Origin of the sequence: Pseudohaliea rubra DSM 19751 (assembly GCF_000764025.1) — a bacterium.
Classification (GTDB): domain Bacteria; phylum Pseudomonadota; class Gammaproteobacteria; order Pseudomonadales; family Halieaceae; genus Pseudohaliea; species Pseudohaliea rubra.
Map to the genome: position 1 here is coordinate 91,516 of NZ_KN234748.1, position 22,076 is coordinate 113,591.

A 22,076-nucleotide genomic window follows, 5' to 3' on the forward strand; every position below is an offset into this window, starting at 1 on the left:
GTCCTTCCGGACATCCCGCTGCTCACTGCCGTCGGAGGCGACAAGGGCACGGTAGCGTTCGAGCGCCGAGGTCCCTGGAGGGTCAGCAGTCTCTGACGGTAAAGTTACTGTTGTTCCTGCGTAGCATCGCGGCGAGTTCCCCGGATGCTACGGGCCGGCCAAAGTAGAAGCCCTGCGCTTCCTCGCAGCGGCATTCCCGCAGCCGCTCGAGCTGCTCCCGGGTTTCTACGCCCTCAGCAAGGACGCGCAGGTTGAAGGTGTCCGCCAGGCGGGTAATGGACTTGACGATGGCCAGGGACCGCCCGTCGGTGTTTACGGTGGTAATGAAGGAGCCATCGATTTTGAGTTCCTGCACCGGCAGGTCCTTCAGGGCTGCCAGGCTCGAGTACCCGGTCCCGAAATCGTCCAGGGAAAAATCGATGCCACTGGCGCCCAGTTCGCGGATGCGCCCGATGGAGGCACGCAGATCGCGCAGGGCCGCGTACTCGGTGATCTCGATCTGTGGTTTCATTTGCCACTGTGCCATGGGTGCAAGCTGATCCTTCAGCCAGTGCACGAAGTCACTGCGTGCGAACTCGTCCGGAGTCAGGTTGATGGAGATTCGCGGCAGACAGCCATCGGTCAGTCCCGCGGCTTCAAGGTCCTCAATGACGCGGCCGATTACCAGCTCTGACAGCTTCCGGGAGAGCTCGAACTGCTCTGCCAGTGGCACGAATTCCGCCGGCGGAATGGGGCTGTCAGCGGTGTCGTTCCAGCGTACCAGCGCTTCACAGCCGGCGAGGCTGTTGTCTGCCAGGCGCACCTGTGGCTGGTAATGCATGTACAGTTCGCGCCGGGCAATGGCGTCGCGCAGTTCTCGGACCCGGTTCTGCCTATGACGGTCCGCGCGGGTAAGCCGGTCGTCGTAGAAGTTGATATGGTCCGGCCCCCGGTTTCGCGCGGCGCGCAGCGCGCTGGTGGCGGCCGCGACGAGCCCGTGCGCATCGCGCCCGTCGCGCGGGTACAGAGCGGCACCGCCGCAGGCCGTTGCACGAACGCCCTCATCGCCGAGTGGCTTAAGGAGTACCCGGCGCGCTCTGAGAGCGCGCTCCAGTGGCTTTTCCCGCTCGATCGCCGCGATGAGCGGCAAGGCGAGTACGAACTCGTCCGTGCCGAGGCGGGAGAGCAGTGTATCTGCCGTGAAACTGGCGCGGAGGTGGGCGCCGAGCTGTTCAAGTACCTGCTCCGCTTTGGCCTTGCTCAGCTGCTGAGAAATTGCAGTGAAGCCATCGATGTTCAGAATAAGCACAAGCATGTCTCGCTCGGAGCTGTCGCGTTCGAGCCGATCGTCCAGATACTCCAGGAACAGTCTGCGATGCAGGAGGCCGGTCTGCGTGTCCAGTTCCTGCAGCCGGTGAATTTGCCGGAGGTGCGAATAGCTGAGGGCGAAGAGCATGGCGGTGGTGATGGTGATGAAGAGCCAGCCCTTGAAGGTCTGCAGTCGGCCCAACTCCCCTGCGTCGCCGCTGACAACCAGGAGCAGGGCGTTGTCCGAGACGTAGATCCAGAGAATACCGACGACGAGGTAGGGGGCGACAATCCTGACGGCGGCAATCACTGCTTTTTGCAACGTGGGGCTCCCGCGACGCGTTTTGCATCGCCCCCAGTGTAGTCGACCCGGCCCCGTGTGTCCCCGGGCGCCGGGAGCTCAGGGTCGGAAACGCGCCGCGTCGATGATGGACCAAAGATGGACGATGACGGCGGGAATCCAGAAGACGAAGAGGACCACCGATGCCCCCAGCGCATAGCAGGCAGAGGTAAGCAGGAAGAATAGCAGGGCCGCGAGCACCCGGCCCTGCACGAGCTGCCCGAGCCCGGGGATGAAGAAACTGCAGATCGCCGCGAGAACGTTTCCGCCGGAGCCCTGTCCTGCCATGCTGTGCCGCCTTCTCTTATCGTCCAAAAGGGGCAAGCTAAGCGATTGGAGCATTCGCTGGCAAGCCGGGGATGTGCCGGCATCTGCCTTCGGGTACCCTTGGCGGGCGGCACCGCGCTTCGGTAGCCGCCTCACTGCACGCAAGCCACGGGGACAGCTGCCATGAGCCTGAAGGACAAGACGCTTTTCATCAGCGGCGCAAGTCGCGGTATCGGCCTAGCCATTGCCTGCCGGGCGGCGGCCGACGGCGCCAACGTAGTGATCGCAGCCAAGACTAGCGAGCCGCACCCGAGGCTGCCCGGTACGATCTACACGGCCGCCGAGGACATTGAAGCGGCCGGTGGTCAGGCCCTGCCGCTTGTCTGCGATATTCGCTTCGAAGAGCAGGTCGAGGCGGCGGTGAGCGAGGCTGTGGCTCGCTTTGGCGGCATCGATATCTGCATCAACAATGCCAGTGCCATCAGCCCTACGCCGACGCTTGAAACAGAAATGAAGCGCTACGATCTGATGCACAGCATCAACACGCGCGGTACTTTTCTGGTCTCGCGGCAGTGCATTCCCCACCTCAAGGCTGCCGCTAACCCGCATATTCTCAATCTGGCGCCGCCGCTGGATATGGATCCCAAGTGGTTTGCTCCGCACCTTGCCTACACCATGGCAAAGATGGGTATGAGCCTGTGCACCCTCGGCATGGCCCGGGAGTTTGCCGGCGACGGGATTGCAGTGAACTCCCTCTGGCCCCTGACGGCCATCGACACGGCAGCGGTGCGTAACGTTCTTGGCGGCGCCGAAACCGTTGCCGGCAGCCGAGCGCCGGCGATCATGGCCGATGCCGCCTACGCGATCCTCAACCGGCCGTCACGGGAATGCACGGGGAATTTCTTTATTGATGAGGTGCTGCTGCGCGAAGAGGGTGTCACGGATTTCGCTCCCTACTCCGTTGACCCTGACACAGACCTGCTCCGCGATTTCTTCGTTCCCGATGCAGTCGCCGAGGAGTTGCCGACGAAGACGGTCGCGATGTTCTGAGCTGGCCCCCGCTGTCAGGGCCTTCAGACCATGGCTTCGATAAGGTGAGGTCCCGGCGTCGCCAGGGCCTGCGTCAGCTGCGTAGCAAATTCGGCGACGGTGGCCGCCCGGCTTGCGTTTACGCCCATGCCACGGGCCAGGGACGTGAAGTCGAGATCGGGGTTTGAGAGATCAAGCATGGACAGGGTGCTTGCGTTGGGTTCGCCGGCGCCCACCCGCTCCAGCTCGATGTTGAGGATCGCGTAGCTGCGGTTGTTGAACAGGATGGTCACCGTGTCGGCTTTTTCCCGCGCAAGGCTCCAGAGCCCCTGAATCGTGTACATGGCACTGCCGTCGGCCTCGAGGTTGATGACCTTCCGGTCGGGGCAGGCGATGGCGGCGCCCAGGGCGGCGGGGATGCCCTGGCCGATGGCACCTCCAGTGAGCGCGAGCCAGTCGTGCCGCGACGCGCGCTCGGTCAGCAGGTAGGCACCGAGCCCGTTGGTGGCGCCGTCGTCGACGACAATCGCATCCTCGGGCATGTGCTGGGCCAGCAGCTGGCCGACCAGCAGTCCGTCGAGGGGGCCGTCCTCCGGCGCCGGCGCTTCCGCAGCAGTCACGAGGGAAGGCTCGCCGCTGGCGCCGACTGCGGCAACCAGCGCCTCGAGAGCGCTGTCGATGTCGTCGCCGGCGGTCGCCAGGGTACTCACTTCGCAATCCGCCGGCGCAAGCCAGCTCGCCTTGTCCGGGTAGGCGAAAAAGCTGACCGGCGCGGGAGCGCCGACAAGAATCAGGTGCTCGGTGCCGGCGAGGGCCTCCGTGGCCTGCTCGGCAAAATAGGGCAGCCGCTCCACGGCGACCCGCCCGGCCCCGCGCTGCAGCCTGGCCGGGAACACCTGGCACACCAGTCGCGCTCCCGTGGCGGCGGCGATTTGACCAAGGCGGTACAGGTTCTCCTCGCGCAGGGCGCGCCCGCCGAGAAAGAGCACCGTCGGGCGGCCGCTTTGCAGGCGGCTGGCGGTCTGCGCGATCAACGTATCCGCCACCGCCGGTGGCACCGGTGGCGGCTGCACGGCTGCCGCGCCTGAGGCTGCGTTCCAGGCGTGGTCCGCGGGCACGACCACGGTGGCGATGCGTCCGTTCTCCGCCTGCGCTTCGGCGACCGCCGCGGCGCCGGCGGCGGCGAGGTCGTCCGGGGACTCGGCCACTTTTGTCCAGGCAGAGGCCCACGCGGCAAGGGCCGGCAGGTCCGAGGTCAGCGGTGCGTCATACTGCAGGTGGTAGCTGGCATGGTCGCCGACGATGTTCACCAGCGGTGAGCCGGCCCGGCGCGCGTTGTGCTGGTTGGCGAGGCTGTTGGCAAAGCCGGAGCCGACGTGCAGCAGCGTGAGGGCCGGTTTATCGGCCATGCGCCCGTAGCCGTCTGCGGCGCCGGAAGCCACGCCCTCGAACAGGCAGAGTACCGGTCGCATGCGCCCCGTATTGCCGATGGCGGAAACGAGCTGCATCTCGGAGGTGCCGGGGTTGGCAAAGCAGACTTCGACGCCGCTGGCGACGAGGGTCTCGAGGAGGGCTTCGGCTCCGTTCATATTCTTATTGCTCCATACGGTAGGCGCGGCGGCCGGGAAAGGTGCGAAAGCACGATAAGTATTTGAGGCATTTCCCGCAAGTGGCCTAGAATGCTGTCTCCCCCCGGCAAGGCAGGAGTGCCAGCGTGGCCAGTAACCGCAGGTCCAGGACCATTACCCAGGGCGTTGAGCGCGCCCCCAACCGCTCCATGTTTTACGGCATGGGTTACGAGGCGAGCGACTTCGACAAGCCGATGATCGGCGTCGCCAACAGCCACTCCACGATCACGCCCTGCAATTCTGGCCTGCAGCCCCTGGCAGATGCAGCGGTGGCCGCCCTCAGCGAGGCGGGTGCAAACCCGCAGGTTTTTGGCACGCCGACGATCAGCGACGGCATGGCCATGGGTACGGAAGGCATGAAGTACAGCCTGGTGTCCCGCGAGGTGATCGCCGATTGTATCGAAACCTGCGTCGGCGGTCAGTGGATGGATGGTGTGCTCACGATCGGCGGCTGTGACAAGAACATGCCCGGCGCCATGATGGGTATGCTGCGTGCCAACGTGCCGTCCATCTTTGTGTACGGCGGAACCATCCTGCCCGGGCGTCTCGATGGCCGCGATCTCAACATTGTCAGCGTTTTCGAGGCGGTTGGTGAGTACAGTGCCGGGCGCATCAGTGAGGATGATCTCATCGCCATCGAGCGTCATGCCATCCCCGGCACCGGCTCCTGCGGCGGTATGTACACCGCAAACACCATGAGCGCCGCCATCGAGGCGATGGGGCTGTCGCTGCCGTACTCAAGCACCATGGCAAACGTCGAGGAGGAGAAAGGGGTGAGCGCCGCCGAGAGCGCCCGTGTACTCGTAGACGCCGTGGCCGCGGACCGCAAACCCCGGGATATCGTCACCCGCGAGGCCATTGAGAATGCCGTAGCGGTGACCATGGCCACCGGCGGCTCCACCAACGCGGTACTGCATTTCCTTGCCATGGCCCATGCTGCAGAGGTGCCCTGGACGATCGACGACATCGAACGCGTCCGGCGTAAGGTGCCGGTGATCTGTGACCTCAAGCCCAGTGGCCGCTATCTCGCCATCGACCTGCATCGCGCCGGGGGTATTCCACAGGTCATGAAGCTGCTCCTCGAGGGCGGGTTGATCCACGGCGACTGCATGACCATTACCGGCAAGACGATTGCCGAGACGCTGGCCGACGTCCCTGTCGAGTGCCCGGCGGGTCAGGATGTGATCCGACCGCTGGACAAGCCGCTTTACAAGGAGGGCCACCTCGCCATCCTCCGTGGCAACCTCGCCGAGGAAGGGGCCGTGGCCAAGATCACCGGGCTCAAGAATCCCGTGATTACCGGGCCTGCGCGAGTTTTTGATGACGAGCAGTCAGCGCTTGACGCAATCCTCGCCGGCAGGATTGAGCCCGGCGACGTGCTGGTGCTGCGTTACCTCGGTCCCCGGGGTGCTCCGGGCATGCCGGAGATGCTGGCGCCGACCAGCGCCCTGGTCGGCCAGGGGCTGGGCGAAAGCGTTGGTCTGATTACCGATGGCCGCTTTTCCGGGGGTACCTGGGGTATGGTGGTGGGCCACGTGGCACCGGAGGCCTTCGTGGGCGGCACCATCGGTCTTGTCGAGGAAGGTGACAGTATCACCATTGATGCGCATGAGCTTCTGCTGCAGCTGAACGTGGACGATGCGACACTGGCTGCGCGCCGCGAGCGCTGGCAGCAGCCTGCACCACGCTACACGCGGGGCGTGCTGGGCAAGTTTGCCCACAATGCGTCGTCGGCCAGCTTCGGCGCCGTGCTTGACCGCTACGAGGACTGATGCCCGAAGCGGGGCGGGCGCCTCAGGCGCCGTCGCCCCGGCGCAGCCGCTCGGCCTTTCCCAGCACCCGGTCCCGCAGTCCGTCGCGATAGCGGTGCAGCCGGCGCCGGAGATCCTCGTCTGCGCTGGCGAGCACCTGGGCGGCAAGAAGACCGCCGTTGGTGGCATTATCGATAGCGACGGTCGCCACCGGTATCCCCGCGGGCATCTGCACAATGGACAGGAGCGCATCCTCACCAGCGAGGCTGGTAGCGCTTATGGGCACGCCGATCACCGGGAGGACGCAGAGCGAAGCGACCATGCCCGGTAAGTGCGCGGCCCCGCCAGCACCGGCGACGATGACCCGAAGACCCCGCTCCTCTGCCTCGCGGGCATAGGCATAGAGGCGATCCGGCGTGCGGTGCGCGCTGACGATGTCTATCTCGTAGGCCACCGCCAGCTCTTCCAGCACCGTAGCCGCTGCGCGCATGACCGGCAGGTCCGAATCGCTGCCCATGATGATGCCGACCCGGGGATTCATGCGGCTTCTCCGTGGCTGCCGGTGAGTCGCTCATAGGCCGCAGCTGCACGCTCCCCGGCTTCTGTGGCGGTGGCGCCGGTGGCGGTGATGTGGCCGAGCTTGCGCATGGCCCGGGCCGGCGCCTTGCCGTACCAGTAGGTCGCCACGGCCCCGTCGACGCTGCGACCTGCTGCCCGGTTGCCAGCGGCTTCCACGATAGCGTCGTTGCAGAGCAGGTTGCGCATGGCCGCGGGCGTGAGCAGTTCCATAGAGGCCAGGGGCAGGCCGGTGACGGCGCGCAGGTGCTGTTCAAACTGGGAGGACTCGGTGCCCTCGAGGGTGTAGTGACCGGCGTTGTGCACCCGCGGAGAGATCTCGTTGATCAGCACCCGACCGTCGGCGCAGTGGAACAGCTCGACGCCGAAGGTGCCGACTCCGTTCAGCGCTTCGATGGCGGCACGGGCAACCCGCTCCGCTTCGTTGAGAACACACTCGCCGGCGCCGCTCGGAGCGTAGACCCATTCGAGTACGCTGTAGTCACTGTCGAAGGTCATATCCACCGGCGGGAAACAGCGAAGGTCGCCGTCCTGGGCGCGCACAACGATCACCGCAAGTTCGCGGAACTCCCCGGCATGGGCCTCATAGAGCGTTTCACCGGGCCAGGCCCTGGCGAGAGCGGCCTCGTCCCGGAGGAGCTGTACCCCGCGCCCGTCGAAGCCACCGCGCAGGGCTTTCTGCACCAGGGGGAAACCGAGCCTGGAGGCGGCAGCGGCGGCCTCACCGTCTTCGCCATGGGCAAGCACAAACGGCAGGGTTGGCAGGCCGGCGTCGGCGAGCCAGCGCTTTTGGCGGGCCTTGTCCTGAATGGTTTCTATGACGTCAAGGCTCGGATGGCAGTGGATGCTGCCGGCGACCTGAGCGCGGCGGAGCACCTCGACGGCCACGGGATGCACATCCTCACGCTCGTAGGTGACGATATCGCAGGCGTCGGCCAGAGCCTCGACGGCTGCAGCATCGTCCATGGTGCCCACCACGGCCGCTCCGGCGCGCTGCGCCGCAGGGCTGGCTGCATCGCCGGTGAGAATGACCGTGTCGATGGCCAGCGCCTGCGCGGCCTCGCACAGGAACATGCCGAGCTGGCCGTCGCCAACGATGCCCACACGAATCTTCATGCTGCCCCCGCCTGTCTGGGAAAGCCGGGCACTATACCTGTCCCGGGTGAAGCATCAAGCCCCGCGTTGCCCCGGGGCAGGCGCTCACGCGACCCCGGCGGCCTCCGCGAAGGCGCGGGCGGCCTTGTAATCCGCCTTGCCGTTCGGTGCGCGGAAGGGTTGCGGTGCGACCAGAACCCGTTTCGGCGCCTTGTAGGGCGCGAGCCGCTCGCGGACCGTGGCGATCAGCGCCTCCTCGGCGGGCGCAGCGCCGGGCACAGGGTGAATAATGGCGGTCACGGCCTGACCCCAGGTGGGGTCCGGCAGGCCGACGACAAGCGCGTCCTCCACGTCCGGGTGTGCCTTGAGCGCCTCTTCAACCTCTTCCGGATAGATTTTCTCGCCACCGGAGTTGATGCACACGGAACCGCGGCCGAGCAGGGTCAGCGTACCGTCCTCGGCGACCAGGCAGTAGTCGCCCGGGACCGCGTAGCGGTGCCCGGCGATGGTGCGAAAGGTCTTTGCCGTTTTTTCCGGGTCCTTGTAATAGCCTTTGGGGATCGGGCCGCCGAAGGCAATGAACCCCGGCTGTTCGCTGCCCCGGGGAAGCTCCCGGTCCTGTTCATCAAAGACCCGGCAGAGGTCGTTGGTGACGAAGCGTGCTGTCTCCGCCGGCGCATCCCTGGTCATTACGGAGGCGCCGAAGCCCACGGCCTCGGAGGCGCCGAAGGAGTCGGCGATCGCCGCCTGCGGCAGGTGCGCAAGGAGCTGCTGCTTGAGTTCCGTGCTGAACATGACGCCCGAGGAGATGATCATCTGCAGCGAATCGAGCTCGTAGCGTGCGCGGTCTGCGTCGAGGGCAGCGAGCAGGGGCCGCGCGAAGCTGTCACCCACAATGGCAATCTGGGAAATCCGGTGTCGCCCGATCGCCTGCCATACCGCATCGGCATCGAGGGATCGGCCGGGGAGGGTAACGACCGTGCCACCGCTGAAAAAAGCACCCATGGCAGTAAACAGGCCGGTGCCGTGCATGAGCGGGCAGATGGGTAGTATCGTCGCCCCGGGGCCGTTGGTTGCGATGGTCTGCCGCAGTTCCTCGAGGGTCTCCGGTACCGGTCCCACGGCGCGCAGCGCCAGGGACTGGGCTTCGCGCAGGTTTTGCTGATCCCACATGACGCCCTTCGGCATACCTGTCGTGCCGCCGGTGTAGAGCAACAGGAGGTCTTCGCCACTGCGCGGCCCGGGCAGGTTGCTGCCGTCACCGTCCTCTGCAAGCGCCTCGAAAGCCAGCGCCCAGGGCGGTACCGCCGCGTCGCCGACCTCCACCCAGGCCTTCACTGCGGGCAGGCGCGAGCGCAGGGCCTCCACCTGGTCGCGGAACTCGGCGTTGTAGACCACGGCTTCTGCATCGGCGTTGTCCAGGATGTAGTGCAGCTCGTCCTCGCGGTAGCGGTAGTTGACGTTGGCGTGCACTAGGCGCGCCCGGAAGCAGGCCGCGAGGGTCTCCATAAAGGCCGGGCCGTTGCGCAGGTAGAATCCCACCTTGGCACCGGGTGCAAGACCCGCTGTGCGAAGAGCGCGGCCGAGGTTGTTGCTGCGTCGCCCCACGTCCTCCCAGCTGAGCACGCGGTCGCCGTGAGCGAGGGCAGGGTGCCCGGGCGGCAGCTCCGGGATGATGGTGTCGAGGATGTCGCCGAAGTTCCAGGCCATGGTGCAGCTCCGTGTTATTGCTTTCGGGTTGGCAAGCGGACGTCCGCCGCGAGGATGCGGGCGACGCCGCGGCCCCGCCGGTCTGCGGCGGCGGCGAGCCCCCGCGGTCCGGCGGTGACAAGCTGAATGTCGCCCAGGGGGCCCCAGTCGTTGGGGGCCACCCGGTAACCGAGGGTTTCCAGGCCGCGGCGTGTCTCTGCCGGAATGGGCCACTGGTCGTGACGGATGAGCCGGGCCTGGGGCAGCTGGTGGTGGTAGCGGGGCGCATCGACGGCAGCCTGCGGCGCCAGGCCTGCGTCGACGAGGTTCAGCAGTACCTGGAAGACGGACGTAAAAATCGTGCTGCCTCCCGGGGTGCCGAGAACGATGGCCGGGGCGTCGCCATGGAGGAGGATCGTTGGCGTCATCGACGACAGCATCCGCTTGCCGGGCGCAATGGCGTTAGCTGCGCCGCCGACCACACCAAATTCATTGGGGATGCCCGGTGCCGCACTGAAATCGTCCATCTCGTTGTTGAGGAGGAAGCCGGCGCCCTCGACAACCACGCCGGAGCCGAAGTCCCAGTTGAGAGTGTAGGTCAGGGAGACTGCGTTGCCGGCGGGGTCGACGAGGGAGAAGTGGGTGGTGTGTGGCGTCTCGAGGCCCGGCGGCACCGCTTCGGCGGGGCTGATGGCGTCCGCAGTTATCGTGCCGGCCCGCCGGGCGAGGTAGACCGGATCGAGGAGGGCGTCCGTGGGCACGGGGGCGAAGTCCGGGTCTGCGAGGTAGCGCGCGCGATCGGCGAACACCCGTTTCTCCAGTTCGGCAAGAAGGTGCACATAGCGCGCACTGTTATGAGGCGTCTCAAGAAACAGGCCTTCGCTGGCTTCCCGCAGCGCCAGCAGCTGCAGCAGCGCCACGCCGCCGGAGCTCGGCGGCGGCGCTGTGAGCACCTGGTAGCCGCGCCAGCTGCCGGTGAGCGGCTTGCGCCAGCGCGCCTCGTAGCCGGCGAGGTCGGCTGCCGTGATCAGCCCGCCGCTGCGGGCCTGCTGGGCGACAAGCAGCCCGGCACTGCGGCCGCGATAGAAATCGTCCGGGTCCTGTGCGATACGCTCAAGAGTGGCTGCGAGCTCCGGCTGTCGGAAAAACCGGCCCGGCTCGAGGTCGCCGAAGTAGCGCGCGAAGTTGGTCTCTCCCGCGAGGTACTCGCGGGTTTCTGCCGCGGCTTCGGCGAGGTCCGCAGGGACCGCAAACCCTTCGCGGGCAAGGCGGATAGCAGGCTCGAGGAGCCCAGCCCAGGGCCGTGTCCCGTAGCGCGCATGGGCGGCGGCAAGGCCCCGTACCGTGCCGGGCACACCGGAGGCCAGACCACCCACCAGCGCGTCCCGGGCGCGGAAGCTGCCATTCTTATCGAGGTACATGGCCGCTTCCGCGGCGGCTGGGGCGACCTCGCGGAAGTCGAGGAAGGCCGCTTCCCCGTCCATTACGCTGAGGAGGAAGCCACCGCCACCGAGGTTGCCGGCCTCCGGGTAGGTTACGGCGAGGGTGAAGGCTGCGGCTACGGCGGCGTCGATGGCATTGCCGCCCCCGGCCATGACGGCGGCAGCCGCGTCTGCAGCGAAGCGGTCCGGCATTGCCAGGGCCCCGGCGGCGCGACCATCGGCGGCCAGGGTGGCGGTGAGCAGGAGGGCGGCGAGGAGCCGGGCGATCACGCGTAAGCCTTTTTTTGCAGGCGACGGCGGAGACGATAGCAGAGGGCGCCCGCCCGGGCTACGCCCCCGTGACGCGGCTCAGGGGGCCTTGCCGGCCTGCACGAACTCGCTGATCTCAAGGTTGAAACCGGACAGGGCGTTGAAATGGATCGGGGAGGACATGAGGCGCATGCGACCGACCCCGAGGCGACGCAGGATCTGTGACCCGGTGCCGATGACCCGGTAGTTCTGGCGGCCCGAAGCTGGATCTGCGCCGGTGAGGGACGGCGTTGCCGGGAAGGCGTCGATGTCGTCGAGCAGTGTCTCCCGGGTGCCCGGCTGGCCAATGAGCACAACCACGCCGCAACCGGCGTCGGCGACAGCGGCCATGGCGCGCCGATAGGACCAGCCCTCGGCGCCGTCGATGCGGGTGCCCAGGACGTCGCGCAGCGTGTTGATGGTCTGCACCCGGACCAGAGTGTCCTGGTCCGGATCGAGCTCGCCCAGAGACAGCGCAAAGTGCAGTGTGTCGTCAATCTGATCGAGGAAGGTGTGCAGCGTGAAGGCGCCGAACTCCGTATCCACGGCCTTGCTGCCGTGCAGCTCCACTGACTGCTCGTGGAGGCTGCGGTATTCGATGAGGTCGGCGATGGTGCCCATCTTCAGCCCGTGGCGCTCGGCGAAGGCCTCGAGCTCCGGGCGCCGGGCCATGGTGCCGTCTTCGTTCATGATCTCGACGATGAGCGCCGCCGGCTCGAAGCCGGCAAGGCGCGCGAGGTCCACGCCGGCTTCTGTATGCCCGGCGCGGCGAAGCACGCCGCCGGGCTTGGCGACCAGCGGGAAGATATGCCCGGGTTGGCGGATGTCGCCGGGGGTGGCGTCCGGGCGCACGGCGACCCGGGCCGTGTGGGCCCGCTGCACCGCGCTGATGCCGGGCCCCTGGCGTTCCGTGGCGTCGATGGAAACGGTGAAGTTCGTCTCATGCTGTGAGCGATTGTCACGCACCATCAGTGGGAGCTGCAGCTGTCGCGCCCGCGCTTCCGTGATGGGCATGCAGATCAGACCACAGGCCTCGGTGGCGAAGAAGTTGATAAGCTCCGGCGTGACCGCTTCGGCGGCCACAATCAGATCGCCCTCGTTCTCGCGGTCCTCATCATCCATGAGGATGACCATCCGCCCGGCACGGATGTCGTCGATGATTTCCGGGACGCTGGCCAGGGCCATGGCGGGCCTCAGCGCAGTTCGATGGCGACGGCAGTGGCTTCGCCACCGCCGATGCACAGGGCGGCGACGCCGCGCTTGCCGCCGGTCTTCTTCAATGCATACATGAGCGAAACAATGATCCGCGAGCCCGTGGAGCCGATCGGGTGTCCCTGGGCGCAGGCGCCGCCGTGGATATTGACCTTCTCGTGGGGCAGGCCGAGGTCCTGCATGGACAGCATGGTGACCATGGCGAAGGCCTCGTTGATCTCGAACAGGTCGATGTCCTCCACGGACCAGCCGGTTTTCGCAAGCAGCTTGCCGATGGCGCCGATGGGGGCGAGGGTGAACTCTTCCGGGGCCTGGCTGTGGCGGGCGTGGGCCACCAGCTCGGCGCTGCCCTTCAGGCCGCGGCGCTCTGCCTCGCTGCCGCTCATGAGCACAAGAGCGCTGGCGCCGTCGGAGATGGAGCTCGAATTTGCGGCGGTAATGGTGCCCTCTTTCGTGAAGGCCGGGCGCAGCCCCGGGATCTTGTCCACCGCCGCCTTGTGCGGCTGCTCGTCGTCCTCGACCACGGTCTCCCCCTTGCGGGTCTTCACCGTTACGGGGACCGTTTCCGCCTTCAGGGAGCCGTCTTCGATCGCCGCCCTCGCCCTGGACAGGGACTCGATGGCGAAGGCGTCCATGGCTTCCCGGGTAAGGCCCCGCTGATCAGCCGTTTCCTGGGCAAAAGTACCCATAGCACGGCCCGTGTAGGCGTCCTCGAGGCCGTCCATGAACATATGGTCGTAGAGCGTGGTGGCGCCGAGGCGCGTCCCCGTGCGGCCCGCCGGCAGCAGGTGCGGTGCCCGGCTCATGCTCTCCAGACCACCGGCAACGACGATGCTGTTGGTCCCGGCCACGATACTGTCATAGCCGAAGATAGCGGCCTGCATTCCGCTGCCGCAGGCTTTGTTTACGGTGACCGCGCCGGTGGATACAGGAATGCCAGCGCCGATGGCGGCCTGGCGGGCGGGGCACTGCTTAAGCCCTGCGGGCAGGACGCAGCCTATGAACACCTCGTCGACAGCTGCGCCCTCCACGGCGCTACGACCCAGGGCCTCGCGCACGGCCGTGCTGCCCAGCTCTGTGGCCGGCACGCTGCTGAGGCTGCCCATAAGCCCGCCCATGGGGGTGCGGGCGCCGTCGACGATGATGACTGTTTCCTTGTCCATGGCTGCTTCCGTTGTTGCGCGTTGCGGTTAGTGCCGCGCCGATGGCCCGGCCGCGGAATGGCGCGCCATTTAGCCATAGGGTTAAAGAGGACTCAAGGCGCCATCAGGGCAGCTGGGCCTGGAAGCGCTTGCCCCGGGTGGCGGCGCGGTACTCCCGTGGCGCGAGGCCGGTGCGCGCCCGGAACTGTTCGCTGAAACGGCTGGCGGATTGCCAGCCACAGCGCCAGGCGACCTCACCGAGGGGGAGGTCGCTGTGCAGGAGCAGCGAGCGCGCTTCGCCGACGCGAAGCTGCAGGAGGTAGGCCATGGGCGTGGTGCCGGTGGCCCGGCGGAAGCGGCGCCCGAAGCTCCGCGGTGCGAGCCCTGCGCGGCGGGCGAGGGCGCTGAGGCTGTGGCGCTCGGCGAGGTTCTCCTGCAGATAGAGCTGCGCGTCGAGCACCCTCTCATCGGCGTGGCTGGTGCGGCTGTCCTCGAGAAAGGCCGCGCTCATGAAGGTCTGGCGGCTCTCCGGGGAGAACTGGCTCTCCACCGCCCGGGCCACGGCCGGGCCATACCACTGCTCGACGATATGCACGAGAAGGTCGGCGATGGAGTTCACGCTCCCGGCACAGTAGAGGTTGCCGCTCTGGGTAATGAGGTGGCGGCGGCGCAGGGTCACTGTGGGGTAGTCGGCGGCGAAGCGGTCGAAGTCGCTCCAATGAGTGGTGGCGGAACGGCCGTCGAGGAGGCCGGCATCGGCCAGCACCCGGCTGGCGGTCCCGACGCTGCACAGGCGGGTACCGGCCGCCGCGAGGCGCCGGAGTTCACCGTGCAGCGGTTCGCAGAGGCGGCGCGTGCGCCGGGGGCTGCGCCAGACCGCCGGGAGGAGCAGCAGGTCCGGTGGCGGCAGGGCGCCAAGCCCGGCCGAGGCACTCAGGGTGAGCCCGGTACCGAGGCGCACCTGGCCGGAGCCGGCTGCGCCGGCCAGGTGGAAGTTGCAGCCGGGGGTGTGGCGTCCGCCGCTGCGGGCCCGCTGCGCGGCGGCGTGGAGGATTTCCATGGGCAGGGTAATGCTGGTTGCGAGCGCGTCGGGATAAAGCAGGGCGACGGCGCGGTAGTTGGATGTTGTCATGGCGTTAAAAGTACAGGAACTGACGCTAATTATATATTTATCTGTCACCACGGGTCGTAGACTGCGCGCCCTTAGGGTTAGCAGCAGGAACCAGCATCGTGGGTCAGCCTTTACCGGTCATCGTCGCCAGTGGTGGTATCAACAGCGCGGGCCGGACCTCCGGGGGCCATGCCTACGCCCGTCTGGTTGCCGAACGACTGCCCGCTGCGGACCGGGCCCGTATGCTCGATGCCCTGCGCCAGCTTCGCGGCCTGCCGGCCTCGACGCCGGAGGCACAGGTGCTGGGCGGGACGCTGATCCGCCGCATAGAGTCCGCCTATTTCGACCCTGCGGCGCTGCCCTGCGGCCGGCGCATGCGCAGTGGTGGAGAGCGCCCCCTGGTGGTAGACATGCCGCGGCGCAGCCTGCCGGTGCCGCTGCCGCCGGGCTGGTCCGTGGAGGAGGAGGACGCCACCCACGCCCGGGTGGTCCTCGCCGGCCCGCAGGAGTTCATCATGCCGGCCACCCGCGAGTTCGAGGTCAAGGTGGCCAGCCAGCTGCCTTCGGGCTTCGATCCGGCTGCGCAGTACCCCTCCAGGAATCATCCGCGAGGGTTGCAGCTTGCTATCTACGCCGCGTCCGATGCGCTGGGAGACCTGGGTATACCCTGGGACCACCTGCGTGAGCGGGTGGCGGCCGAGCAGGTAAGTGTTTATGCGGGCAGCGCCATGGGCCAGCTCGATGATGCCGGGACCGGCGGCATGCTCAAGGCGCGGGTGAGCGGGCAGCGGGCAACCAGCAAGTACTGTCCCCTGGGCCTTGCGGAAATGCCTGCGGACTTCCTGAACGCTTACGTATTGGGCTCCCTCGGCGCTACCGGCGCCAGCCTCGGTGCCTGTGCTTCTTTTCTCTACAATCTGCGCCACGCCGTCTACGACATTCGCAGCGGACGGGCCCGGGTGGCCATCGTCGGAGCGGCGGAGGCCCCGATCACGCCGGAGGTCATGGAGGGATACGCGGCGATGGGCGCGCTGGCGACTGACAAGGCCCTGCGCCAGCTCGATGGTCTGGGCCCGGAGGCCGAGCCCGATTATCGACGCGCCTGCCGGCCCTTTGCAGAGAACTGTGGATTCACCATTGCCGAATCCGCGCAGGTGGTGGTGCTTTTTGACGACGCACTGGCCCTGGAACTCGGAGCGGCGCTGCGCGGCAGTGTCGCAGACGTCTTCGTCAATGCCGATGGCTACAAAAAATCCATCTCCGGCCCGGGTGTCGGCAACTATGTGACCGTGGCGCGTGCCCTGGCGGCTGCCCGCGCTCTGCTCGGGGAAACTGCGCTGCGCCGCGGCGGCCTGGTGCAGGCCCACGGCACGGGCACGCCGCAGAATCGCACCACGGAATCGCAGATCCTCAGCCGCTGCGCCGGCGCCTTCGGCCTTGAGGCGCTACCGGTGGCGGCGCTGAAATGCTACCTGGGCCACTCGCTGGGAGCTGCCTCGGCGGACCAGGTGGCAATGACCCTGGACATCTGGCGCCACGGCATTGTGCCGGGCATTGCCACCATCGATGGCATCGCTGACGATGTGTGTGATGCACACCTCGCTTTCTGCCTCGAACACACGGAGCTCGCGCCGGAGCAGCGCGCCTGGGCCGTCGTCAACGCCAAAGGCTTCGGCGGCAATAACGCAAGCGGGGTCCTGCTGGGCCCGACGCCGACCCGGCAGATGCTCGCAGCGCGGCACGGCGCCCGGGCGCTCACGGCCTGGGAGCGCGCCAGCGAGGCGGTCGCCGAGCGCCGCGCAGTGCACGACGCAGCGGTGCTCGCCGGCGACGCGCCGGCGCGCTACCTCTTCGATCATGGCGTCCTCGCCGACGGTGATGTCGCCTTCGATGCCGGGAGCGTTACCGTCGGCGGTGCGCGCATTGACCTCAGCTATCCTTCGCCCTTCGCGGACATGCACGGCGACGATTGAGCGGCGGTCTCCACCGTGACGGGCGGCGAGGCCGTCGAACTTGGGCTGCCGTCGCCGCCCGGCCCGCTGCGGCTGCTCCTGCACCCGCCGGGGGTCGACCTGGTGTCAGACCGCCTGCGTCGGGAACGCTGCTGGGAGCCCTTCGAGACCCGTCTCTGCCTTGCGCTGGTGGGCCCCGGCGCCATCTGCGTGGACGTCGGCGCGAACATCGGTTATTTCACCGTGCTCGCTGCGGCGCTGGCAGGCCCCGCCGGCAGGGTCTACGCCTTCGAGCCAGACCCGGATAATTTCGCGCTTCTTGAGCGCAACGTTCATCTGAATGGGTTTGCAGCGCGCTGTGCCCTGTCACCCCTGGCCCTGGCGGACCGGGCCGGCGCGGGTAAGCTCTACCGTAGCGGCGATAACCTCGGGGACCATCAGGTCTACCCCGGCGACGGCGAGCGGCCGTGGCTGCCCATCCGCCTGGCCCGGGGAGATGCGGTGCTGGGCGCCGCCGTGGATGCCATCGATTTCCTCAAGGTCGATACCCAGGGCAGCGAGGCGGCCGTGCTGGCCGGGCTGCTGCGGCACCTGGCCGGACAGTCCCGGCCGCCGGTGCTTCTTGTAGAGCTGACACCTTTTTCCCTGGCGCTTGCGGGCAGCTCCGGACGGATGCTGGTAGAGGAACTGGCGACCCTTGACCTGCCGTTCTGGATCGTTGACCACGTCGCCGGGCGCCTGGTGGCGACGGAGGCCGAAGCCCTGGCCACCTGGTGCGACAACGTGGCGGCGACCCCCGGGGACCGGGGTTTCATGAACATTCTCGTTGGCCGCGGCCCTGCTTTATAGAACCCGCGACTGGTGGCGAACAGGATGCGGCGCCGGCCGGTGCTGCTATCATGCCCGGCTTCAAGCAACAACGCGGGACAGCCATGATTGATGCCATGACCCTGCTCACCGAGCGCAACTCAGCCCCAAAGCTGATAGAGCCGGCTCCCGGCGCTGCGGTCCGTGAGGCCATTTTCGCTGCGGCGCTGCGCGCGCCGGACCACGCCTGGCTGCGGCCCTGGCGTTTTCTCACCGTAGAGGGGGAGGCGCGGCAGGCCCTCGGTAGCGTGTTGGAGCGCTCGCTGCTGCGGCGCGAACCGGAGGCCGATGCCACGGCCCGGGAGAGAGCGCGCTGCGCGCCGCTGCGGGCGCCACTGGTGGTTGTGGTGCTGGCGCGGCTCAAGGCGCACCCCAAGGTGCCGCCGCTGGAGCAGCGTCTCTCCGCCGGCTGCGCCGCCCATGGCATCCTGCTTGCGACCGAAGCTCAGGGCTACGCGGGGATCTGGCGCACCGGCGCTGCCGCTTTCGACCGGGAGGTGGTGCGCGAGCTCGGCGGCGGTGAAGACGAGGAAATCGTCGCCTTTCTTTACCTCGGCAGCCGTGAAGGGAAGGCCAAGCGGCTGCCCGCCATGGCGGTGGAGGACTTCGTCGCCCCCTGGAACGGACCCACGCAAGACAAGGAGACGCCATGACCCCCTGCTTTGAAACGCTCTCGCTTACCGTCGACGCACACGTCGCCACGGTTACGCTGAATCGCCCGGACAAGGCGAACTCCATGAACGCGATCATGTGGCAGGAGCTGCAGGCCTGCTTCGAGTGGCTGGACGAGAGCGATGCGGTGCGCGCCGTGGTGCTCGCCGGAGAAGGTCGGCATTTCTGCGCCGGCCTCGATCTCGGCATGTTCGAGGGGCTCCACGGCGCTTCCGGCGATCCTGCGCGCCGGGGCGAGGCCTTCCGCCGGAACGTGCTGCGTATGCAGGACAACCTCACAGCCCTCGAACGTTGCCGCAAACCGGTGCTTGCGGCTATTCATTCCACCTGTATCGGCGGTGGCATCGATCTGGTCTGCTGCGCGGATATGCGCTACGCCGCTGAGGACGCCTGGTTCGCCGTGCGCGAGGTGGATATCGGCATGGTTGCCGATGTGGGGACGTTGCAGCGACTGCCAAAGCTGATTCCGGACGGGATCGCCCGGGAGCTTGCCTATACGGGCCGCAGCATGGACGCGAAGGAAGCGAAGGCCGTGGGTTTCGTGAACCAGGTGTTCGAGAACCGCGATGTAATGCTGCAGGAAGTCACGGACCTCGCCCGGAGCATCGCCGCGAAGTCACCGCTCGTTGTCCGCGGCAGCAAGGAGATGCTTCTCTACACCCGCGACCATAGCGTTGCCGAGGGCCTGAATTACATTGCCACCTGGAACGCCGGCATGATGAGCCTGCGTGACCTCGAAGAAGGGATCAGCGCTCAGGCGGAGAAGCGCTCCGCAAGCTACGAGGACTGAGCGGACCGCTTCAGGGATTACCGGGCCATTGCTCCCAGGGTATGAGCGGGTGTAAAGCAAGGCGTACGCCTTCCTGCAGGAAGGTCTCGTTCTCGAGGATATTGCGGCGGCGGGTGTAACCGCCGCTCGACGAGCGCGTGTCGACGGCGTCGGTGGCGTCGAGGCCGCCGCGGCTGACGAACACCCGCTTGAGCTCCATGTCGAAGACCGTGACCTGCAGCGAGGCGACCGCCGCCGGTCGACCCCAGTCGAAGTCCGCGGTAACCCCGCTGCCCGGGCCGTCGAGCGTTGGCCGGCGGGCTACCCCGTCCCAGCGCGCTATATGCTTCAGGCCGCCACTGAAGGGTACTTCCAGTTCGACGATGTCCGTGAACACGAAGGCGTCGACATCAGTGTCCTCTGCCAGGCGGTCACGCACGCTCTGCATAAGCCTGGTGAAGGTTTTCATGTTGACCCGGCCGGTGGTCGGGTCCACCGGGTCTCCGAAGGCGCGCGCGGCAGTGTTCCAGTGCTGGCGGAACAGGCGCTGCGGCAGTACCTCGTAGCCATTGTCCTTCAGGTAGCGGGTGAGCAGGCTGTCGAGCTGCGGCTCGACGGGCTCGAGGTAGTTGCGCGACGGTGAACCGAGGTTCACGTGGGGGATGATGACCGTCTTCAGCGGTTCCTCGGCGAGGCGCTCCTGCTCGATCTCGTAGGGGAATACGGTGGGGTTGTAGGTCGGTCCGCCGGCGCAGGCAGCAACAGCGGCCAGCAGCAGAGCGCCCGCGGCGCGGGTGGTGATTTTAAACAGTCCAGGCATGCGCTGGCGTACCCCTCTCCGGTATAGTGGCGCGATGGTAGCAGAAACTTTCCGGCGTCACAGGCCATGACCCCCACGACCCTCCATGCGGCCAGCGTCGGTGACGACGGCCCCCCCGTGCTCCTGCTCCACGGCCTCTTCGGCATGGGCAGCAATCTGGGGGCGCTTGCCCGCGCCCTGGCTGACAGCTACCGCGTGTACAGCCTCGACCTGCCGGACCACGGGCGTTCCGCCTGGACCGACGCTAGCGACCTGCCGCGCATGGCAGAGGCTGTCCACGCATGGATGCGTGGCGGCAATATCGAGCGGGCCCACGTCGTTGGCCACTCCCTCGGGGGAAAAGTCGCCATGCAGCTCGCCCTGGCCGATGCGGCTGCGGTGGCCTCCCTGGTCGTAGCGGATATTGCGCCGGTTGCCTACGCAGGCTCCCACGAGGCGGTATTCGCAGCGCTGGCCGCGGTCGATGCAGCTGCGGTGCGTAGCCGTAAGGAAGCCGGAGAAATCCTCCGGCGCTACCTCGAGGAAGAGGGCGTAGTGCAGTTCCTGTTGCTCAGCCTGGCGCATGAGGAGAGCGGCGCCTGGCACTGGCGCTTCAACCGGACAGGCCTGGAGAGCAACTACTCTGCCTACCTGGCTGCGCCGGCGGCAACCGGTCCTTACCCGGGACCGGTATTGTTCCTGCGCGGCGGACGCTCGCCCTATGTCCGCGATGCACATCTTGCCGAGATCCGCCGGCGTTTCCCGGCCGCGCGCCTTGAAACCATCCACGACTGCGGCCACTGGTTGCATGCGGAAGAGCCAGAGACTTTCAATAGCCTGGTGCGCGGTTTTATCGACGACGGTGCCGAGGCAGCGCGCTGATGGTCATCGAGCTGATCGACCTGTTTGTGCTGGCCTTTTTCGGCAGTGCCGGCTATTACCTGTTCAGCGCCACCCGGGTCCGGGAGCTGGCCATTCAGGCCGTGCGAAGGGCTTCCCGGGATGGTGATTTTCAGTTTCTCGATGACAGCGTCGCTCTGCAGCGTGTCTCCCTCAGCCGCGACAGCAGCGGACGCTGGCGGATGTGGCGCCAGTACCGCTTCGAGTACAGCTACGACGGCGTGCAGCGGGAGGCGGGTGCGGTGATCATGCTCGGCAAGCGGTTGCAGTCTCTGGTGGTGACGGAGCCGGGCCAGGTTCTGCATTGAGGGCCCGCCACCCGGTGTTCTGAGCTAGAGAGACCACACTGCCCCCAGCGTCATCCATGCCGCCAGCACGAGCAGCAGAACCCCGAAACCCCGTCCCAGCCAACCGCCACGCTGTTCCAGGCGCGTGCGCAGCGCTGGTGCATCGATCAGCAGAACCACGAGGCCGTACCAGGTGGCATCGATGCCTGCGGCGGTCGCGACCATGATGAGTTTTTGTCCCCAGCCGGCGTCAGCGTGGAGGTACTGGCTGAACAGGGCGAGCATGAACAGGGCGAGCTTCGGGTTGAGGAAGGCGATCAGGAATCCGTCCCTGGCTGCCTGGTCGCCGGCACTGCTACCGAGGCTAAAGCCGAGGGGGCTGTTAAGCGCCCGCAGGCCAAGAAAAGCCAGGTAGGCCGCGCCGACGAGCTGGATCGCCCGGAGCAACTCCGGGGCGCCGGCGAGCAGCAGGGCGAGGCCGGTCACCGTTGCCAGGGCGTAGATGCCGACCCCGGCGCCGTGGGCGAGGGCGGCAGTAAGCCCCGTGGCCCGGTTACCACCGAGGGTTGCACCGGCAATAACCGCAAGGCTGGGGCCCGGAGAGGCGGCGCCCAGCCAGCACACGGCACACAGAGCGAGCCAGTGGTCCAGTGCCATGGCCGCTCAGCCGGCTGTCGGCTTTTCCACAGTATCTGTGGATAAAGCAGTGGGTAATTTGTTTAACGCGACGCGAAGGCCCGATGATTCGTGCATTGTGACGAATTGGTTAAAAAACAGTCAATAAAAAAAGTTTCTTAATAAACAGGGAGTTATGGGCCCCAATTAAAGCAACTCATGTTTATTGGGATGTAAGCATGCGTCTTTTCCGATCGTGCTTGCCTGAGCCCTGTTTGTGTGCATAACCGCGTCATACTGTCACCTTTCGTAATGGTTATCGTGTTACGGAAACATTACCGGCGACATAAGCGGCGTC

The 22,076-nt window shown here is 66.9% G+C and carries 20 protein-coding genes; 8 read left to right on the plus strand and 12 right to left on the minus strand.

From position 1 onward, the window contains the following. Positions 1-82: 82 nt before the first annotated feature. Both HRUBRA_RS02930 and HRUBRA_RS02935 read right to left on the minus strand, forming a co-directional pair. On the minus strand, positions 83-1,609 hold the full coding sequence (locus tag HRUBRA_RS02930) for a putative bifunctional diguanylate cyclase/phosphodiesterase (RefSeq protein WP_144244359.1): 1,527 nt from the start codon (positions 1,607-1,609) through the stop codon (positions 83-85). Positions 1,610-1,687: 78 nt separating this feature from the next. Further along, on the minus strand, positions 1,688-1,915 hold the full coding sequence (locus HRUBRA_RS02935; RefSeq protein WP_035514384.1) for a hypothetical protein: 228 nt from the start codon (positions 1,913-1,915) through the stop codon (positions 1,688-1,690). A 162-nt stretch (positions 1,916-2,077) separates the two neighbouring features. On the opposite strand from HRUBRA_RS02935, the gene HRUBRA_RS02940 reads away from it, so the two are divergent. Continuing rightward, the gene (locus HRUBRA_RS02940) at positions 2,078-2,944 is read left to right on the plus strand and encodes an SDR family oxidoreductase (protein WP_035514386.1); all 867 of its coding nucleotides are present in this window, start codon (positions 2,078-2,080) and stop codon (positions 2,942-2,944) included. Positions 2,945-2,967: 23 nt separating this feature from the next. Here HRUBRA_RS02940 and HRUBRA_RS02945 read toward each other — a convergent pair whose 3' ends face one another. Next, entirely contained in the window at positions 2,968-4,512 is a 1,545-nt protein-coding gene (locus tag HRUBRA_RS02945; RefSeq protein ID WP_035514388.1) for an acetolactate synthase large subunit, read from the minus strand. A gap of 125 nt (positions 4,513-4,637) precedes the next feature. On the opposite strand from HRUBRA_RS02945, the gene ilvD reads away from it, so the two are divergent. Then, positions 4,638-6,323: a dihydroxy-acid dehydratase gene (gene ilvD, locus HRUBRA_RS02950; protein ID WP_035514389.1), complete on the plus strand. Its 1,686-nt coding sequence runs from the start codon at positions 4,638-4,640 to the stop codon at positions 6,321-6,323. Between the two features lie 22 nt (positions 6,324-6,345). On the opposite strand, the gene purE is transcribed toward ilvD, so the two are convergent. From purE to HRUBRA_RS02985, 7 genes are all read right to left on the minus strand, one after another. Beyond that, entirely contained in the window at positions 6,346-6,843 is a 498-nt protein-coding gene (gene purE, locus HRUBRA_RS02955; protein WP_035514391.1) for a 5-(carboxyamino)imidazole ribonucleotide mutase, read from the minus strand. Further along, a complete protein-coding gene (locus HRUBRA_RS02960; protein WP_035514393.1) occupies positions 6,840-7,994 on the minus strand; it encodes an ATP-grasp domain-containing protein in 1,155 nt (384 codons plus the stop codon). The genes purE and HRUBRA_RS02960 overlap by 4 nt, the downstream gene beginning before the upstream one ends. Positions 7,995-8,078: 84 nt before the next feature. Further along, positions 8,079-9,683: an acyl-CoA synthetase gene (locus HRUBRA_RS02965; RefSeq protein ID WP_035514394.1), complete on the minus strand. Its 1,605-nt coding sequence runs from the start codon at positions 9,681-9,683 to the stop codon at positions 8,079-8,081. 14 nt (positions 9,684-9,697) lie between these two features. Next, the gene (gene ggt, locus HRUBRA_RS02970) at positions 9,698-11,374 is read right to left on the minus strand and encodes a gamma-glutamyltransferase (RefSeq protein ID WP_035514395.1); all 1,677 of its coding nucleotides are present in this window, start codon (positions 11,372-11,374) and stop codon (positions 9,698-9,700) included. A gap of 78 nt (positions 11,375-11,452) precedes the next feature. Then, positions 11,453-12,577: a 3,4-dihydroxy-2-butanone-4-phosphate synthase gene (gene ribB, locus HRUBRA_RS02975; RefSeq protein WP_035514397.1), complete on the minus strand. Its 1,125-nt coding sequence runs from the start codon at positions 12,575-12,577 to the stop codon at positions 11,453-11,455. Positions 12,578-12,585: 8 nt separating this feature from the next. Beyond that, positions 12,586-13,767 (minus strand): thiolase family protein, encoded by a 1,182-nt coding sequence (locus HRUBRA_RS02980; protein WP_035514398.1) that lies wholly within the window; start codon positions 13,765-13,767, stop codon positions 12,586-12,588. A gap of 103 nt (positions 13,768-13,870) precedes the next feature. After that, on the minus strand, positions 13,871-14,878 hold the full coding sequence (locus HRUBRA_RS02985; RefSeq protein WP_035514400.1) for a GlxA family transcriptional regulator: 1,008 nt from the start codon (positions 14,876-14,878) through the stop codon (positions 13,871-13,873). A 98-nt stretch (positions 14,879-14,976) separates the two neighbouring features. On the opposite strand from HRUBRA_RS02985, the gene HRUBRA_RS02990 reads away from it, so the two are divergent. From HRUBRA_RS02990 to HRUBRA_RS03005, 4 genes are read left to right on the plus strand one after another with little or no spacing between them, the layout of a single operon-like run. Further along, positions 14,977-16,830: a beta-ketoacyl synthase gene (locus HRUBRA_RS02990; RefSeq protein ID WP_035514403.1), complete on the plus strand. Its 1,854-nt coding sequence runs from the start codon at positions 14,977-14,979 to the stop codon at positions 16,828-16,830. Between the two features lie 15 nt (positions 16,831-16,845). Continuing rightward, a complete protein-coding gene (locus HRUBRA_RS02995; RefSeq protein WP_052094317.1) occupies positions 16,846-17,658 on the plus strand; it encodes an FkbM family methyltransferase in 813 nt (270 codons plus the stop codon). 50 nt (positions 17,659-17,708) lie between these two features. Beyond that, on the plus strand, positions 17,709-18,329 hold the full coding sequence (locus HRUBRA_RS03000) for a nitroreductase family protein (RefSeq protein ID WP_236629766.1): 621 nt from the start codon (positions 17,709-17,711) through the stop codon (positions 18,327-18,329). Next, positions 18,326-19,138, plus strand: coding sequence for a crotonase/enoyl-CoA hydratase family protein (locus tag HRUBRA_RS03005; RefSeq protein WP_035514405.1), 813 nt, complete (start codon positions 18,326-18,328; stop codon positions 19,136-19,138). Before HRUBRA_RS03000 ends, HRUBRA_RS03005 begins: the two co-directional genes overlap by 4 nt. A 10-nt stretch (positions 19,139-19,148) precedes the next feature. Here the strand turns inward: HRUBRA_RS03005 and HRUBRA_RS03010 are convergent, their stop codons facing one another. Further along, on the minus strand, positions 19,149-19,937 hold the full coding sequence (locus HRUBRA_RS03010; RefSeq protein WP_035514407.1) for a hypothetical protein: 789 nt from the start codon (positions 19,935-19,937) through the stop codon (positions 19,149-19,151). Between the two features lie 66 nt (positions 19,938-20,003). Here HRUBRA_RS03010 and HRUBRA_RS03015 point away from each other — a divergent pair, with 66 nt between their 5' ends. Continuing rightward, on the plus strand, positions 20,004-20,798 hold the full coding sequence (locus HRUBRA_RS03015; protein WP_035514409.1) for an alpha/beta fold hydrolase: 795 nt from the start codon (positions 20,004-20,006) through the stop codon (positions 20,796-20,798). Further along, entirely contained in the window at positions 20,798-21,124 is a 327-nt protein-coding gene (locus HRUBRA_RS03020) for a DUF3301 domain-containing protein (RefSeq protein ID WP_035514410.1), read from the plus strand. The genes HRUBRA_RS03015 and HRUBRA_RS03020 overlap by 1 nt, the downstream gene beginning before the upstream one ends. Positions 21,125-21,148: 24 nt before the next feature. On the opposite strand, the gene HRUBRA_RS03025 is transcribed toward HRUBRA_RS03020, so the two are convergent. After that, positions 21,149-21,760: a LysE family translocator gene (locus tag HRUBRA_RS03025; RefSeq protein WP_035514413.1), complete on the minus strand. Its 612-nt coding sequence runs from the start codon at positions 21,758-21,760 to the stop codon at positions 21,149-21,151. Positions 21,761-22,076: the final 316 nt, after the last annotated feature.

Excerpts from the sequence above, each read along its gene's own strand:
- HRUBRA_RS02935 (WP_035514384.1), bottom strand. The coding sequence starts at position 1,915 with ATGGCAGGACAGGGCTCCGGCGGAAACGTTCTCGCGGCGATCTGCAGT.
- HRUBRA_RS02940 (WP_035514386.1), top strand. The coding sequence starts at position 2,078 with ATGAGCCTGAAGGACAAGACGCTTTTCATCAGCGGCGCAAGTCGCGGT.
- HRUBRA_RS02945 (WP_035514388.1), bottom strand. The coding sequence starts at position 4,512 with ATGAACGGAGCCGAAGCCCTCCTCGAGACCCTCGTCGCCAGCGGCGTC.
- purE (WP_035514391.1), bottom strand. The coding sequence starts at position 6,843 with ATGAATCCCCGGGTCGGCATCATCATGGGCAGCGATTCGGACCTGCCG.
- HRUBRA_RS02960 (WP_035514393.1), bottom strand. The coding sequence starts at position 7,994 with ATGAAGATTCGTGTGGGCATCGTTGGCGACGGCCAGCTCGGCATGTTC.
- HRUBRA_RS02965 (WP_035514394.1), bottom strand. The coding sequence starts at position 9,683 with ATGGCCTGGAACTTCGGCGACATCCTCGACACCATCATCCCGGAGCTG.
- ribB (WP_035514397.1), bottom strand. The coding sequence starts at position 12,577 with ATGGCCCTGGCCAGCGTCCCGGAAATCATCGACGACATCCGTGCCGGG.
- HRUBRA_RS02980 (WP_035514398.1), bottom strand. The coding sequence starts at position 13,767 with ATGGACAAGGAAACAGTCATCATCGTCGACGGCGCCCGCACCCCCATG.
- HRUBRA_RS02985 (WP_035514400.1), bottom strand. The coding sequence starts at position 14,878 with ATGACAACATCCAACTACCGCGCCGTCGCCCTGCTTTATCCCGACGCG.
- HRUBRA_RS03000 (WP_236629766.1), top strand. The coding sequence starts at position 17,709 with ATGCCCGGCTTCAAGCAACAACGCGGGACAGCCATGATTGATGCCATG.
- HRUBRA_RS03005 (WP_035514405.1), top strand. The coding sequence starts at position 18,326 with ATGACCCCCTGCTTTGAAACGCTCTCGCTTACCGTCGACGCACACGTC.
- HRUBRA_RS03010 (WP_035514407.1), bottom strand. The coding sequence starts at position 19,937 with ATGCCTGGACTGTTTAAAATCACCACCCGCGCCGCGGGCGCTCTGCTG.
- HRUBRA_RS03015 (WP_035514409.1), top strand. The coding sequence starts at position 20,004 with ATGACCCCCACGACCCTCCATGCGGCCAGCGTCGGTGACGACGGCCCC.
- HRUBRA_RS03020 (WP_035514410.1), top strand. The coding sequence starts at position 20,798 with ATGGTCATCGAGCTGATCGACCTGTTTGTGCTGGCCTTTTTCGGCAGT.
- HRUBRA_RS03025 (WP_035514413.1), bottom strand. The coding sequence starts at position 21,760 with ATGGCACTGGACCACTGGCTCGCTCTGTGTGCCGTGTGCTGGCTGGGC.